Annotated in this window: 15 protein-coding genes and 4 tRNA genes; 7 read left to right on the top strand and 12 right to left on the bottom strand. The window is 63.7% G+C overall.

Annotation, left to right across the window (positions count from 1 at the left end):
* Window positions 1-11: 11 nt before the first annotated feature.
* Together AWC07_RS10960 and AWC07_RS10955 are read right to left on the bottom strand one after the other, a co-directional pair.
* Window positions 12-392 (bottom strand): ArsR/SmtB family transcription factor, encoded by a 381-nt coding sequence (locus AWC07_RS10960; protein WP_051508262.1) that lies wholly within the window; start codon window positions 390-392, stop codon window positions 12-14.
* 47 nt (window positions 393-439) lie between these two features.
* A complete protein-coding gene (locus AWC07_RS10955) occupies window positions 440-940 on the bottom strand; it encodes a nucleoside deaminase (protein ID WP_167380057.1) in 501 nt (166 codons plus the stop codon).
* 88 nt (window positions 941-1,028) lie between these two features.
* Between AWC07_RS10955 and AWC07_RS10950 the strand changes: the two genes are divergently transcribed.
* Window positions 1,029-1,934 (top strand): class I SAM-dependent methyltransferase, encoded by a 906-nt coding sequence (locus tag AWC07_RS10950; protein WP_036419411.1) that lies wholly within the window; start codon window positions 1,029-1,031, stop codon window positions 1,932-1,934.
* A gap of 23 nt (window positions 1,935-1,957) precedes the next feature.
* On the opposite strand, the gene AWC07_RS10945 is transcribed toward AWC07_RS10950, so the two are convergent.
* Complete coding sequence (locus tag AWC07_RS10945; RefSeq protein ID WP_036419409.1) at window positions 1,958-2,773, bottom strand: TIGR04255 family protein; 816 nt, start codon at window positions 2,771-2,773, stop codon at window positions 1,958-1,960.
* 200 nt (window positions 2,774-2,973) lie between these two features.
* A tRNA-Lys gene (locus tag AWC07_RS10940) sits at window positions 2,974-3,046 on the bottom strand.
* 123 nt (window positions 3,047-3,169) lie between these two features.
* Between AWC07_RS10940 and AWC07_RS10935 the strand changes: the two genes are divergently transcribed.
* From AWC07_RS10935 to AWC07_RS10925, 3 genes are all read left to right on the top strand, one after another.
* Window positions 3,170-3,243: transfer RNA gene (locus tag AWC07_RS10935), tRNA-Glu, on the top strand.
* A 37-nt stretch (window positions 3,244-3,280) separates the two neighbouring features.
* Window positions 3,281-3,354 (top strand) — tRNA-Asp (locus AWC07_RS10930).
* 29 nt (window positions 3,355-3,383) lie between these two features.
* Window positions 3,384-3,460 (top strand) — tRNA-Phe (locus tag AWC07_RS10925).
* A 32-nt stretch (window positions 3,461-3,492) separates the two neighbouring features.
* Here the strand turns inward: AWC07_RS10925 and AWC07_RS10920 are convergent.
* The 5 genes from AWC07_RS10920 to AWC07_RS10900 form a co-directional block, all read right to left on the bottom strand.
* A complete protein-coding gene (locus AWC07_RS10920) occupies window positions 3,493-4,644 on the bottom strand; it encodes a tyrosine-type recombinase/integrase (RefSeq protein WP_036419405.1) in 1,152 nt (383 codons plus the stop codon).
* Window positions 4,644-4,880 (bottom strand): helix-turn-helix transcriptional regulator, encoded by a 237-nt coding sequence (locus AWC07_RS10915; protein ID WP_036419403.1) that lies wholly within the window; start codon window positions 4,878-4,880, stop codon window positions 4,644-4,646. The genes AWC07_RS10920 and AWC07_RS10915 overlap by 1 nt, the downstream gene beginning before the upstream one ends.
* An 80-nt stretch (window positions 4,881-4,960) precedes the next feature.
* Complete coding sequence (locus AWC07_RS10910; RefSeq protein ID WP_036419400.1) at window positions 4,961-6,283, bottom strand: cell division protein FtsK; 1,323 nt, start codon at window positions 6,281-6,283, stop codon at window positions 4,961-4,963.
* Window positions 6,280-6,702, bottom strand: a complete 423-nt coding sequence (locus AWC07_RS10905; protein ID WP_036419397.1) for a hypothetical protein — start codon at window positions 6,700-6,702, stop codon at window positions 6,280-6,282. The genes AWC07_RS10910 and AWC07_RS10905 overlap by 4 nt, the downstream gene beginning before the upstream one ends.
* A 99-nt stretch (window positions 6,703-6,801) precedes the next feature.
* The gene (locus AWC07_RS10900) at window positions 6,802-7,581 is read right to left on the bottom strand and encodes a GntR family transcriptional regulator (RefSeq protein WP_036419395.1); all 780 of its coding nucleotides are present in this window, start codon (window positions 7,579-7,581) and stop codon (window positions 6,802-6,804) included.
* A 94-nt stretch (window positions 7,582-7,675) separates the two neighbouring features.
* Between AWC07_RS10900 and AWC07_RS10895 the strand changes: the two genes are divergently transcribed.
* Both AWC07_RS10895 and AWC07_RS10890 read left to right on the top strand, forming a co-directional pair.
* Window positions 7,676-8,104: an NUDIX hydrolase gene (locus AWC07_RS10895; protein WP_036419393.1), complete on the top strand. Its 429-nt coding sequence runs from the start codon at window positions 7,676-7,678 to the stop codon at window positions 8,102-8,104.
* Window positions 8,105-8,514: 410 nt separating this feature from the next.
* The gene (locus AWC07_RS10890) at window positions 8,515-9,474 is read left to right on the top strand and encodes a hypothetical protein (protein WP_036419390.1); all 960 of its coding nucleotides are present in this window, start codon (window positions 8,515-8,517) and stop codon (window positions 9,472-9,474) included.
* Between the two features lie 8 nt (window positions 9,475-9,482).
* On the opposite strand, the gene AWC07_RS10885 is transcribed toward AWC07_RS10890, so the two are convergent.
* The gene (locus tag AWC07_RS10885; protein ID WP_036419387.1) at window positions 9,483-9,671 is read right to left on the bottom strand and encodes a hypothetical protein; all 189 of its coding nucleotides are present in this window, start codon (window positions 9,669-9,671) and stop codon (window positions 9,483-9,485) included.
* A 438-nt stretch (window positions 9,672-10,109) separates the two neighbouring features.
* On the opposite strand from AWC07_RS10885, the gene AWC07_RS10880 reads away from it, so the two are divergent.
* The gene (locus AWC07_RS10880; RefSeq protein WP_085105067.1) at window positions 10,110-10,856 is read left to right on the top strand and encodes a DUF5131 family protein; all 747 of its coding nucleotides are present in this window, start codon (window positions 10,110-10,112) and stop codon (window positions 10,854-10,856) included.
* Here the strand turns inward: AWC07_RS10880 and tcmP are convergent.
* Window positions 10,853-11,968 carry a three-Cys-motif partner protein TcmP gene (gene tcmP / locus AWC07_RS10875; RefSeq protein ID WP_036412633.1) on the bottom strand — a complete coding sequence of 372 codons (1,116 nt, stop codon included), beginning with the start codon at window positions 11,966-11,968 and terminating at the stop codon, window positions 10,853-10,855. The genes AWC07_RS10880 and tcmP overlap by 4 nt on opposite strands.
* 168 nt (window positions 11,969-12,136) lie before the next feature.
* Entirely contained in the window at window positions 12,137-13,903 is a 1,767-nt protein-coding gene (locus AWC07_RS10870; RefSeq protein WP_244187560.1) for a restriction endonuclease, read from the bottom strand.
* Window positions 13,904-13,967: the final 64 nt, after the last annotated feature.

Raw genomic sequence — 13,967 nt, 5'->3', positions numbered from 1 at the left:
GATGGATTCGGTTATCCAGCGTCGGGTGTTCCAGCGACTGCCTGCAGTCCCTCGCCGCGGTGGTGGCGGGGCACGCCGGGACCGGCGTGTTCGGCGTTGAAGACGGCATCGATGACGAGTTGGCGCACGTGGTCGTTTTCCAGGCTGTAGAAGATCGTCGTACCGTCGCGGCGGGTGCGCACCAGGCGCGCCATCCGTAGCTTGGCCAGATGCTGGGACACCGACGGCGCCGGCTTGCGTACGTGTTCGGCCAGCTCGTTGACCGACATCTCGTTGGTCGCCAGGGACCACAGAATCTGCACGCGGGTGGCGTCGGCGAGCATCCGGAACACCTCGACCACGAGGCCGGCCTGGTCGTCGGGCAACCTTGTTGGTCTGTTATTTGCGTGCATACGCAGATAGTAATGCAGGTTGGTGTGCTGTCAAGGTTTGCGCTGGGTCAGCCGGGCGGGACGACGGTGGCCGTGCGTTGGCCGCCGTTTCGCTCCTGCCAAAACCGGTAGACGTCAACGGCGGCAGCGCGCGGTTCGTACCGCATCGGCAGACGCCGATCCCGCCAGTCTTTGGCGAATTCCCCATAGAAGGTGGCGAGTTCGAAGTATTTGCGGTCGTCGACGTAATGCGGCTCGTAGCCGTCGCGCGTCGTTAGAAATACCACTTCGTCGGGCGAGCAGTAGTACAGCGATCCGAGGCACATGGGGCACGGGTGCGCCAAGACGTAGATAGTGGTACCCACCAGGTGCTCGGTACCCAGCTTGGTGCAGGCCTCGCGGATGGCGAGGATCTCGGCGTGGGCGGTGGGATCGTTGGTCTGGGCGACCTTGTTGGCGCTTTCGGCCAGGATTTCGCCGTTTTTGGCGATGACCGTCGCAAAGGGGCGGCCACCCTCGGCGACGTTCTGGCGGGCGAGATCGATGGTGCGCTGGGCGAAGTCGATCATGGTTGGTCAGAGTAGTCCGGCAGGCGCGATCGAGTCTGTGATAGTAAGTAGGTTATCTATCTTTTCCTGGTTCGACGAAGGAACTTCCATGGTGCGCACCGATGGTGATCGCTGGGATCTTGCGACGAGCGTCGGCGCGACGGCAACCATGGTGGCTGCTCAGCGCGCGCTGGCCGCTAGCCGCGAGTTTGCGCTGATTGACGACCCGTTCGCCGCGCCATTGGTGCGAGCGGTCGGCATGGACGTCTATACCCGGATGGTGGACGGGCAGATTCCGGTCGAGGAGGATTCCGAGTTCGACCCGGAGCGGGTGGCCCGCGGGATGGCCTGCCGGACCAGGTTCTACGACCGGTTCTTCCTCGACGCCGCGCGGAGCGGCATCGGCCAGGTGGTCATCTTGGCGTCCGGCCTGGATGCGCGTGCCTACCGGCTGCCGTGGCCGAAGGGCACCGTTGTCTACGAAGTCGACATGCCAGAGGTGATCGCGTTCAAGACGTCGACGCTGAGCGGTCTCGGTGCCGAGCCCACCGCCCAGCGCCGCACCGTTGCCGTCGACTTGCGCGACGACTGGGCCGCCGCCCTGCAGGCGGCGGGATTCGACGGGAAGGTCCCTTCGGCATGGAGCGCCGAAGGGTTGCTGGTCTACCTGCCGGAGGACGCGCAGGACGCCCTGTTCGACAACATCACTGTGTTGAGTGCCCCGGGCAGCCGGCTGGCGTTCGAGTTCGTGCCCGACACCGCAATTTTCGCCGACGAGCGGTGGCGCACCCATCACGACCGGATGAGCGAACTCGGGTTCGACATGGACTTCAACGAGCTGGTGTATCACGGCCAACGCAGCCATATCATCGAGCACCTGTCGGACCGGGGCTGGCTGACGTCGTCGTACACCGTCAAGGAACTCCACCAAGCCAATGGCTTCGAATATCCCGACGACGAACTCGCGGCCACGTTCGCCGACGTGACCTACACCAGCGCGGTGCTCGGGTACTGACGTAGTCGGCCGGCCTGGCTGGCCTATTGGCGAAGCAGCTCGTCTTTGAGGCGGGCGGTGATCAGGTCTTGGAACACCTCGCGGGCGGGACCGTACAAGTCGGTCAGGGTGGACACGAGCGCGTCCCTGTTGTATTCGGGGATGGAGCCGCCCACCGGAGTCCAGAAGCTGTCGATGTCCATGAGGAAGAATGGTCCGGTCTGGGGCGGGGTTATGCGGCGCAGGTGGTAGTTCTGATCCAGTGCCTGGCCCACACCGGGCCCGTACCGCAAGATCAGGGATTTGCCCGGTTGGGGTTCCCGGTAGACCGCAGCACCCTGCCACTCGGTCAGCGACAGGCCGCCCGGAGCGATGCGGTAGGGGCCGAGCAGCTGCTCGTCGATCCAGTTGCCCCAGTTGACCCGGCCGTCGACGCCCACCGGGACCCGGATCTCGAGGACGTATCGCAGGCCGATGCGCTCTACTCCGACGATCGACGAAACCTGCGCGCGAGCGTCGGCGACCCGCAACACGATGTCACAGAAGGCCTCGAAGTCGCGGTAAGCGCTGGTTTCGATGACGATGGCCTGGTTCTTCAGTGAGGCCGAAACGGTGTTGTCCCGGTTGCCGTAGCGGACGAAGCGGTCCGCGACGGGGGTGGGGGCGGCGCCGGGTGCCGTCACTCCCCAACTCACGTCCTGCGCCTGGCGTTCGATCGGCAAGTCGTTGATGAGGAGGTGTTTGAGTTCCCGGCTGGTTGATTCGGTGAGGGAATCCGTTGCCGGGTGCCGGATTTCCATCGTCACCAGGGCGACGGGCGCGTTGGGTTGGATTCCATCCTGACTCATTTCGGGAAGCATAGCCGCAGCATAGCCAAGCGGTGCGGGGCTTCAAACGCCGGCCGACCGTGCGCACCATGGCTAACGCAGCGTGGTTGCCAGAAGGCCGTCGATCGGCGCGATCGGCGGCAGCGGTTGGGCGGCTTGGGCGGGCGGTCTGAACGGTCGGCGCGGCAGGAGTACCGCCCGGCATGGGCGGCGGGCGAATTCGTGGTTCTCGGTGCCCCCACCAGGACTCGAACCTGGGACCTGCGGATTAAAAGTCCGTAGCTCTACCAACTGAGCTATAGGGGCGCGGAGTCCCAGGATACTGCGTGCCGGGGCCAAGCTCGTTTGAGGATTAGGCCCGGGGTGACCTAAGCTGACGTGGCTCCCAATGATGACCACGTTGCGAGTGCCCCGGAGAGATTCGGTTCTGCCCCCTTCGTCTAGACGGCCTAGGACGCCGCCCTTTCAAGGCGGTAACGCGGGTTCGAATCCCGTAGGGGGTACCCTGCGATGCGGGTATCGCGGAGCAGTAGCAAGCATGGCCCTGTGGCGCAGTTGGTTAGCGCGCCGCCCTGTCACGGCGGAGGTCGCGGGTTCGAGTCCCGTCAGGGTCGCCGATACGGCCAGGCACATGCTGCCTTCCGGCCAGGTAGCTCAGTCGGTATGAGCGTCCGCCTGAAAAGCGGAAGGTCGGCGGTTCGATCCCGCCCCTGGCCACCAGTTCTGATCTGCACGGACACAGTGACGGCACTCTATTGCTGGTTGGTCTTGTCCGGTTCCTGTCCGTTCGCCTGGTTTTTGGCGACGGCGTGGAGCCGGTCGAGATTCGTGGCGACGTGGTCGAGTTCGTCTGAGTAGAGGTAGATGTTGGCGGTGACGGTCGGCGTCGAGTGCCCCATAGTCTTCTGGACATACCGCAGGTCAGCCCCAGATTTACGGGCCAGGCTGGCATAAGTGTGGCGTAGCTCATGGATAGTTAGAGGAGCCAGGTCGGTCTTCTCAAGGGCTTGATTCCAGTGCGTATGGCGGCGCCAGTTGTTGGATCGCAGCATTGTTCCGTTCGGTGAGGTAACGGCAGGCTCGTCGGGCGCCCGACCGCCGATCCGTGTTTTGAGGATGTCGACGACGACCTGGGGGAGCGGGACGGTACGGATACCGGCGCGGGTCTTGGGTGGCCCGATGATGATGTGGCCTTCGACTTCGGGCGCGGCACGTCGGACGTAGAGGCGACGCTCGCTGAGGTCGATGTCCTTGACGCGAAGGCCGACCAGTTCGGACCACCGCAAGCCGGTGTAGGCCAGGAGGGTCACGACGTCGCCCTGGTCTCCGCATGCGGTAGCCAGGGTCTGGATCTCCTGTGCGGACAGGTAGCGATGGCGATCCCGCTCGGGAATGCGGCCCGCTGAGACACCAAGGGCGGGGTTGCGGTGGATGCGCCCGTCTTGGTGGGCGACATCGAGAATCGAGCGCATGAGCCGCAGCGTGGAAACCTTCGCCCACGGGCCAACCGTCAGGCCGTCAACGAACGCCTGGACGTCGCCGCGGGTGATCTCGTCGACAGGGATGTGACCGAACCGGGGCGCAATCCGCAATTCCCAGTGCTGGACGTATCCGCTCCAAGTTTTCGGTGACACCGCGGGCTTCTTGGAATCGGAGAACTGCGTCCAGATCCGGTTCAGCGGTGTGCGTCCGAGGCGTGGGTCGAATCGACGTGCACCCAGCGCGGCTTCGTTGTCACGTTCGGATTTGAACGCCTTCGCCTCGCGCAGGGTCGGAAACGTGGCCGACGTTTCAACCCAGCCCGATGGAGCGTCCGGATCTCGGATCAGGTATCGGACTTGGTAGCGGGGTTGGCCGGCTGCGTTGAGGCGCTTTCGAATGCCGCGAGGGGTGTTGCCCGCCATTACCGGCGTACCTGCTTCAGCCAGGACCGCACTTCCGCGCAATCCCAGCGGCGTACCCGCTCTGACAGGGTGTAGCAGGGCGGGCCGATCTGTTCGCCGATGGTTTCGCGGAGGGCGGCCCAGCGGTTGAGGGTCGCGGCAGAGACGCCCAAGAGCGCTGAAACCTGTTCGGCGGTAAGCAATTCTGGGAAATTGCCGCTAGCGACGAGGGCCTCCCGGAGGCCGTGAATCACCATGGCGTCACCTCGCTGCGTGGATTGACTCGTACCGCGTGCGGCTGCGGGGCAACCCGTTAGCTGATTCGGAAATGGACCAGTCATTCACTGCTCCGCCCTCCGGTGGTCCTTGATTTCCCGTATTGCCTTGCAGTGGTGCGGATCTGATCGTCGGACCAGAAGTCGGATCGGACCTTCGTCGTGTGGCCGTCCTCGGCGATGACGTAGCCGGTACCCGGTCTGTCGGGGCTGATTCGGTGCGCCGGAGCCTTATCGGCCAGCCCATCGCCGAGGACCATCGTGACTTCGTCGCGGGAACGCAGTCGAAGCGCGACGGTCTGCGTGAACAGTCCTCGCATAGGCAGCACTTCCTTGCGAGGGTCCTGCAGGAATGCGGCGACCACGATTCCCAGCGCTCGACCTTTGGTGAGGATCCGTGACAACGAGGCGGCGGCTTCTTTACGAAGGAGCGGGTCGCTCATGTACGCGGTTATCCCGGCCAGCTCGTCGATCAGCAGCACGACGAGGGGTGAGGACGTGGTCGGCCTGTGTTCGCGTGTGTTGCCCGCCATCGCGTGGCCGCGCTTGTCCATCAGCTTCTCCAGCCCAGCAAGGGTTTGGACGGCGTCGGCCTCTGTGGTGGCAATCTTGGCGAATAGCCCTGCGCCGGTCGACAACTCGATGCCGTACTTCAGGTCAATTCCGATCAGATGAACAAACCCGGCGGCCACAGCAGGGCCGAAGCCGCAGGCGATGCCCCAGAAGACGGAACCTTTGCCTGCGCCCGAGCAGCCCACGGTGAGTGTGTGTCGTCCGCTCAGTGGGAGGGTCCAGGCGGAACCGTCCTCGCGTCGCCCGAGCTTGATACGTGTTGTTGCGACCGCCGTTCGCGGCGCTGCGTGACCTACCGTCGACAACTGCTCTCGCATGACCAGCTCGATGCGCAGCGTCCCGGGCGAGACGACAACCGCCCGTGCCGAATATGCACCAGCAGCGTCACGGATGGCAGGAACGGCCCGCTCCAGGTCTTCCACGGTCTGTCCCATCCTTGCTCGTACTGTGAGGCGCAGCGTGGTGTGAGACACGTCTGTTCCCAACGGCTTTGGATGAAACCAGCGGGTGGAGGTGACCTGCTGGCCTTCTTTGTTGCGGCGAGTGATCTGCTCGGAGGCGGATAGGCCGCAGCGCTTGCAGAGCCTGTGCCAGGAGACGTAAGCCCAGAGTCGCCAGCGTAGAAGTCTGGCCGGTGTTGCGAATCGTTCCTCATACGTCTCGGGAGAGTGCAGTCGCCAGGAGATGAGGGCGGCGGCGCTGACTCCTACGACGATCGCCACCCAGAGGCCGAGACTGGTGAAGAAATTCAGGACGTGGTCGAGCCGGAACGGGGTGTCGGGATCGAGCGGTCCGTTCGGATCGGGATTCATGCCGATTCCCGGCTGGCCGTTGCGCTGGCGGATATCTTGCCCGGTGCCCGCATGCCAGAGGCTCGAAACGACCACGCGATCCGGGAGAAGTCGCCCGACCGCTCAACGTACGGCAGCGCCATGAGCCCGTCGAAAACCACTGGGGTAAAGGGTGTCCCACTGGGTTTGGCGGGCGCAGACGGCTGCGTCGGTGCAGCGAACTTGACCGTCACCGTCCGACTGCGCTTCGGTGCCGCCGGGTCGCCGTCAAGCACTTCGACCTGCCACATCGGCAAGCCGGTATCGCGATCCCTCGCTTGGACGCGGTTCTCGCCGGAGGACTTATCGAAGTCGATCATGGGCGTCACCTCGGATACGAGGAACGCGCCGAGGGAGAACACCTGGTCGTGACCGATCTGGAGCCATTTGGGGATAGACATTGTGGAACCTTTCGAATGACTGGACTAGATGACTATCTAACCTAGTCGGCTAGAGGAGCAAATCAAGCGTTCTGACGCATTTGGTCGTTCCGAGACGTTTCAGCGCGCTGAGAAGTCGTATTCCAACAGGTAGGCCGATGCCACCTTCACTGTGTCGCACACTTCAACGGCCACGTCCTTGGTGTCATAGGCAGTCCGCACCACTGTTAGAACAGGCGCCCCTGGCGGGAGCTGCAAGGCACGGCGTTCTTCGGGAGTGGGCATTCGGGCGCCGACCTCCTCTGTGAACCTCGCGAGGGTGTGACCAGCCTCTTCAAGGCGCGCGTAGATGCCACCTGGCCCCGTGTCGGTCTCTTCGATCTTGGTGCCCTGCGCGAATGCGGCCGGAATGTACGAGGTTGCCGTTTCGACCGGCTTGCCGTCGGCGAGGTAACGTCGGGACCGAACCACCACTTCGTCATCCGCGTTCAGTCGAAGCCGTTCGGCCACAATTGAATCGGGCTTCTCGCGCGTCACGGTGATGTTGTCGACTTGAGGTGTGTAGCCGGACTTCTCCGCTTCGACGGTGAATGCCGCTTTGCCGCCGGCGCGGTGTTGCCGGGCGAACCGATCCGATGCGAGGCGTCGAATTGGGGGAGCCGGCCGCACAAACACCCCGCGACCGTGCTCGGAGATCACCAGGCCTTCGGTGCGCAGTTCTTGCACTGCCTGGCGGACTGTCATCCGCGCGACCCCGAAATGCTCGATTAACTCGGCCTCGGAGGGCAGACGTCCGCCAGCTTCTAGCTGGCCAGAGATGATGGAGTCACGCAACATGCTGGCGATCTGCCGATACGGCGGCTTATCGTCCGCCCGGTCAATTTGGCCAAGTTGCAGCACCTTAGAGCCTTTCCATACATGTCTAGGCGACTAGTCTAGGGAAACGACACGTCCCCTGTCACTACATCGAGTCGGCCGCAGAGGAGTCTTGCGCATGGCAGCCACACCGAAACACTCGGTCAGCGTCGCCGGCATCGTGGTCCGCGATGATGGCCGGGTCCTCGTCATCAAGCGCGACGACAATGGCCACTGGGAGGCGCCCGGGGGAGTCCTCGAACTCGATGAGTCGTTTGAGGCCGGTGTTCGGCGCGAGGTGTTGGAAGAGACCGGACTCGAGGTCACGGTCGAGCGGCTCACGGGCGTCTACAAGAACCTCACCCATGGAATCGTCGCATTGGTGTACCGCTGTCGGCCTGCCGGAGGGCAACCTCAAGCTACTGAGGAGGCGCGTGAAACACGTTGGATGACAAAGGAAGAAGCGCAATCAGCTATGGTGCCGGCGTTTGGAGTGCGGGTGTTGGATGCCTTCGAGGAGGCGCCTCAGTCGCGGGCGCATGATGGGGTTGATCTCATTACCCGGTGAACTCTGTCTGTTTGCGTGTGAGTTCAGATTCCACGGCATCCGGGACATCGCATCTCACGCCGCATTCGCCGATTCTTTACCACGCCGATTCCCTATAACGGCGGAGACGGATTCAGTGTGACGAAGCGGCGAGCGGTTCCCCGAACGTTGATGAGCGCTGGCAGAGGCCGATCGAGGCATTCACGGAGCTGATTCTGCGGAATAAGCCGCTGGCGGCGGTCGCTCGCATGCGATCCTCGGTGCGTGCAGACGCCGCCCGGTGCGACCGAACCTAAGCCCCACGAGCGAGAGCTGTTCTACCAGTCGCTCTTCGCGTGGCCCGGACGTGCGACCTATCCAGTCGCCGAACGCTCCACGGGTTTGAGTCGGTAGGTCGGAACTGTCGGGGGCAGCTCGTACCGTGTATTCGCATGAGCATCCCGAACCTCGGCCTGAACGTTGAGCAAGCCGAGGCATTGTTCAACCTCGCTAACGGCGGGGTCTTGACGCGCATCGATCAACGAGGTGAGCGTGCCGGCGAACTTTTCCAGTGGGGCCTGCACCCCCGTACCGCGGAACCGGGGAGCGCACTCGCCGTCGACGACGAGGCCTTCGCCGCGGCGTATCCACTGACGTTGGCCGGACCGCAGGCCGTCACCGAGCACGCTTTGTTCCCGGCGATGAGCGCCGCGGAGAGTCTGCACACGGTCGGGATTCTGGTTGCACGACGCAAGTCGCACCGCCAACCGCACGTCACTGAGATCTTCCAGCTCTGCAGGGTGGCGATGGAGTGCGCGGCGCTGACCATCTGGCTGCTGGGTGACCCTGATCGCGAAGTGCGCAGGAACCGCTGCATGGCCGAGGAGATGGAGCAACTGGAACAGAGGCGCCGGTTCCTGGTGATCGGTGAACAGGACGAGACCGCCCGCCCTTCCCGCTACCCGAAACGGATGCTCGTGGAGAACGCGGAGCACCGCAGCAAGTGCAACGCGATGCTGGACGCGACGAAGGCCGCCTACACCTTCGAGAAGACCCCGCCGTTCACGAGAATGATCCGGGAGTCGGCGCAGTGGGTCGACTCCCACGTACCGGCACACGACGATGGTGAGATCGCCAACAGCGGTGTGGAGAACATCGCCCGGCAGTTCTACTCCTACGGCTCCAGCTTCATCCACGGCTACAAGTGGATGACGGACTACGGCCGCAGTGGCACGGTGTTCCCGTTGACGGCGGACGCCCTGGCGGTGACGCTGAACATGGCCGAATGCGCGGTGTGTTTGTTCGAGGCAGCATCGCGCGCGCCAGGTGCCACACGACCCGAAGAGTCCTACCTCCCTGAGCGTTTCGAGCCCACGGTCGCGGCGTGGTCGGCGGAATTGTTCGGGGAGTAGGTCCGAGCTCAGCGGTGTTGATCGCCGGTGACGATGTTGGTAGTCATCAGCAGGAGGTCTGTGCATCCGAGTCGCCGCGCGTCATCGAAGTCGGAGGCGAGGGCTGAGGCCAGCATGTACATGAGTAAGCGCGCCGCACGGTCCACCTCCGTGAACACCGTCTTGAGGTCGGTACCGTTCGTCTTCTTCTGGTTCATGTCGCGGACGCTACGCGGCGGGGGTGCAGAACCGTTGCCATGACGAAGACCGCCTGCTCAGCCCGGGGCCGATCGATCGGTCCCGGGGTCAGCGCGTTCAGCTACCGGTCTGTGCGCCGGTCCGGTTCCTCGTGGCAGCGCTGGCAGTCCCCGCACCGCTGGGAGGGTGCAACGCCCAGTGGGAGGAACTGGACGTGGTAGCCGGGATGGTTGCAGTAGCCACAGATCGCCATGGCCTTGCTCTCCTGATTCCTTGAGGTTTGAAAGACACGGACGCGCCCCTCACACCTTCTGGTGCGAAACCTCTCCGAATACAGTGCCGACACCTGCGCGCGAGGCACTTCCTACACACCGGCAACAGTGGCCCCGTGCGGCCCGTCGGTACCTGACCATAGAGTGGCGTCGGCAGCAAGAAGCCGCAGCTGAGGGGAGCATGCGATGGCGGACCGTTCGGCGATCGAGTGGACCGAGGCAACCTGGAACCCCGTGACCGGCTGCGACCGTGTCTCCGCCGGCTGTGACCACTGCTACGCGATGACCCTGGCCAAGCGGCTCAAGGCGATGGGCTCAGCGAAGTACCAGCAGGACGGCGACCAGCGCACCTCCGGCCCCGGCTTCGGCGTCACGGTCCACCCACAAGCCCTCGACGAGCCGCGGCGGTGGCGTCACTCGCGTGTGGTGTTCGTCAACTCGATGTCCGACCTGTTCCACGCGAAGGTGCCGATCGACTTCATCCGCGACGTGTTTGACGTCTGCCGTGACACTCCGCGGCACACCTACCAGGTGCTCACGAAGCGGAGTCTGAGGCTGCGGCGCGTGGCGGACAAGCTGGACTGGCCGGAGAACCTCTGGATGGGGGTTTCGGTGGAGAGCTCGGATGTCCTGAGTCGAGTCGACCATCTCCGTGAGGTGCCAGCCGCCGTCCGGTTCCTGTCGTGTGAACCGCTGCTGGGGCCGCTCGACGGGATTGACTTGACTGGCATCGGTTGGGTGATCGCCGGTGGCGAGAGCGGGCCGCGGTACCGGCCGATGCAGCTGTCCTGGGCCCGCGGCATCCGCGATGCGTGCACCGACGCCGAGGTGCCGTTCTTCTTCAAGCAGTGGGGAGGTCGAACTCCGAAGGCCGCGGGGCGAGAACTCGACGGCCAGCTGTGGGATGAGATGCCCGGCGCGGCAACAGGCTAAGCCTCGCTGCCATCTCCTTCATCAGGTCCTTCCTCGAAGATCCGGATACGGCTCGTCGCTGGCCACGGGGCCTTCTTCGGAGCCTCGGCCGGAGACAGCCGGACTACAAGACCTTCTCGGAATAGCTCGTCTAGCGCGCTGCGCACGTGAGTTTCCGTGTGACCGAGGATCTGCGCCTGGTTGACCAGCTCAGTGAAGTCGTTAACACCGACTCGCTTCCGAAAGTCGTCGATCAGGGGCTGAATGTCGGGTTCGAGCAGGCTCGGCTGAAACGCTGTGGCGGCGCTGGCCCCGCGGCCGCTGGTGGGGTCCGCAGACCACTTGGCGGAGTTCCAGCATTCGAGACCCGCCTGATGGTGCGTTGCGAAGATCAGCGAGTACCGGGTGTACCGGCGAGCGACGTCGACGTCGAACGACGAGGTGTGGCACCCGAGCGCTTCCAGCTTGTCGCAATAGAGCCTAACGAGCGCGGCCTTGGACTGCGCTGTGCTGAGACCGTCCTCAATGTTCTTCCAGGCGGCGTCGCCGTAGAGGCCGTTCATCACTGAGACCATCGCCGGGTTGGTGCGGTAGCGGTGAGCTTCGTCGGCCATGAACGTGATCACGGCGTCGTTCTTGGGGACCTTCACGATCTCCGCGACGATGGACCACGGAATCTGCTTGAGTCCGTAGGGGTCGATGATCCACAGTGTCTGCGTCCCTGCCGGCGCGTGCTGCTTCCGCGCCGCGGCGACGATGTTCTCGAACTTCTTCGGGCCGACCGCTACATGATGAATCCGGTCGTCTGCCGGAAGAGCTTTCATGCGCCCGTGCAGGGCCTCGCAGCGGCGCGGGTCCAAGTCGTTCGTCACATAGGTAAGCGGCTGGAAGTTCGGGCGGCAGACGTGGTCGCGGAACAACTTCGCGATCATGATCGCGCTGCCGTCGAGACCATCGGAGTACATCCCTGAGCCAGCGAACCCGTCGATGATGGTCCCCGGCTTGGCCCACCTGCCCTGCAGAACCTTGCCCATCCAGCACGCGATGTACCGGCGGTAGAAGGCATGCTTGAGGCGGGTGTGCGGGTCCGACGGGTAGTCCACCTGCTTGCGCAGTTCCTCCTTGCGCGTCACCAGAGCGTGCCCCGTACGTTCAGAACTTGCGGTGGATTGAAGTGCGCCATCCCGGTGCTCCACCCCGTCAAATGCAGCGTAACTACGGGGGAAGACGCGGTCCGTCAGCCTCGCCGCGGTGAATTCCGCTTGTCTACTGCGCCCGCCGAGTCGAACCGCGCGTCGTACCTAGACCACCTCGTCAGCCGCCACCACGGTGTCGTAGAGGCCATAGTGTGTGAGGCCTTCGTGGGACTCAATGCCTGTGTACGAGAGTGAGGAATCCTCGTAGCGGCGGAAGGCGAACACCGCCTGGTTCATGTGCGTGGCGTTGAAGACTCCGAGGTTCACGAGTAGGTGGAAGTCGCCGACACCGAGGCCGGTTACAGCCTTGAACAGATCCGGTTCGAGCTTGGTGATGACGTCCTGAAGGGTGTTCTCGCGGAAGTCAGTCAGGTACATGAACGCCGGGATGCGCGTAGCGAACTTGATCAGCTTCTCCTGGATCTGTTTCCGCTTGGACTTGTATTCCTTCTCTTCGGCGGTGAGCTCCCTCTTCTCGGCCTGGGAAAGGGCCTCGCCCTTCTCCTTCTTCGTCTTCTTGACTGCCTCACTCTTGTTGACCACCGTCTCGAAGATCGCGCTCCCAAGTGCGCGAAAACCTTCGATGTTCATTACCGCAGCCATCGCGGCCTCACTGTTCATGATCCGTCGCAGGGTCTCGTTGTCGACGTTGACCAGGATCGCGGACTCCCACTTGCGCGCCAACAACGTCGCTGAGGTGCCGGCGAATGCGATGTCGAGGATCGCGGCGGCATCAACCTGGGTCATGTTCGACCCGTCGTATGCAAGCACCGGCAGGAAGCTGACTAGTTCCTCGAGGGCGTGTTCGGGGTTCGGTGTCTCGGGCGACAGACCCGCCCCATAGTCGGCGATCTGCCGCAACGCGCGGGTCGGTGCAAAGTCGAATACGAAGCACACGGGCTTGAGAACGGTTTCTGCGGAAGGGTTGTCGCCTTCAGGGTTCTTGATCGACCAGGGTGACTGCACACGGAACGCGGCCTGGAAGTACGTCTCGGGCGAGCTGAGGTTGCGCAGCATCAGGATGGACGCCCACTGCTTGACCGTGACGCCGGTCGTCAACTTGCCGCACGACAAGGTGATGGTCTTGGTGTCGTTGCCGTCCCGGATGGCGTCGCGTACCGGCGGCAGAGCGTTGCGCCCGATCCCGGCCTGCGGCCCGGCGACGGTGAGGATCTCGTAGTCGTGCCAGAATGTGTTCTGCGACTCAGCGAGCAGGTTCGCCATCGCCTCGCACGCCGCGACGTTCGGCAGGAACCAGAACGAGTGCTGCATGTAGGGGAGCAGGCGCGCATCGGAATAGGGGAACGGTGGCCGGGTTCCGGTCTTCAAGGCACTGACCTGGGTTGGGAAGTGCCCGCCCCGGATGATGTCGAGCCACTTCTGGACGTCTGTCTTGTGTATGAACTCGGCGGTGGATCCGGAGCCGGTGGCGTCGAAGAACGCGTTGAGGTCGAACTCGTCGAACTCGCCCTGGCGAGCGACCGCGATCAGTTCGTCGGGCATCTGATACGTCATCAGGCGCATCTCGGGTAGCGCGCCATACGGGTTCCACTCACCGGGGTAGTCCCGGGCGAACTCCGCCTTGGCTCGCTGCTCGTCGGTGTAGGTCCAGTTGAAGATCTGCTCCTCGATGAACTCACCGGTCGCGAGCGCCTTGAAGGGGGTGCCCGACAGATACAGGTAGGCGCGGGTGGTGATCGGGAGGAAGTCGTCTTCGCTGTTACCAAGCTCGTCGAGCTCCTCCTCGAATGAGTCGAGGCCCTCGTTGAACTCGGCGGCGATCTCCTTCTTCTTGACCGCCTCGTCTTCCCCCTCGAACAGCTCCTTTGCGCTATCGCGCCACGCGCCGAAGTGGTACTCGTCGAAGATCACTAGATCCCAGTTGGTGGTGTGCACCCACTCGTTCTTCGCCTTGATGAGTCCGGTCTGCCGGTCT

Source organism: Mycobacterium gastri (genome assembly GCF_002102175.1).
GTDB lineage: Bacteria > Actinomycetota > Actinomycetes > Mycobacteriales > Mycobacteriaceae > Mycobacterium > Mycobacterium gastri.
This window is presented reverse-complemented; position numbering and strand designations above follow the sequence as displayed.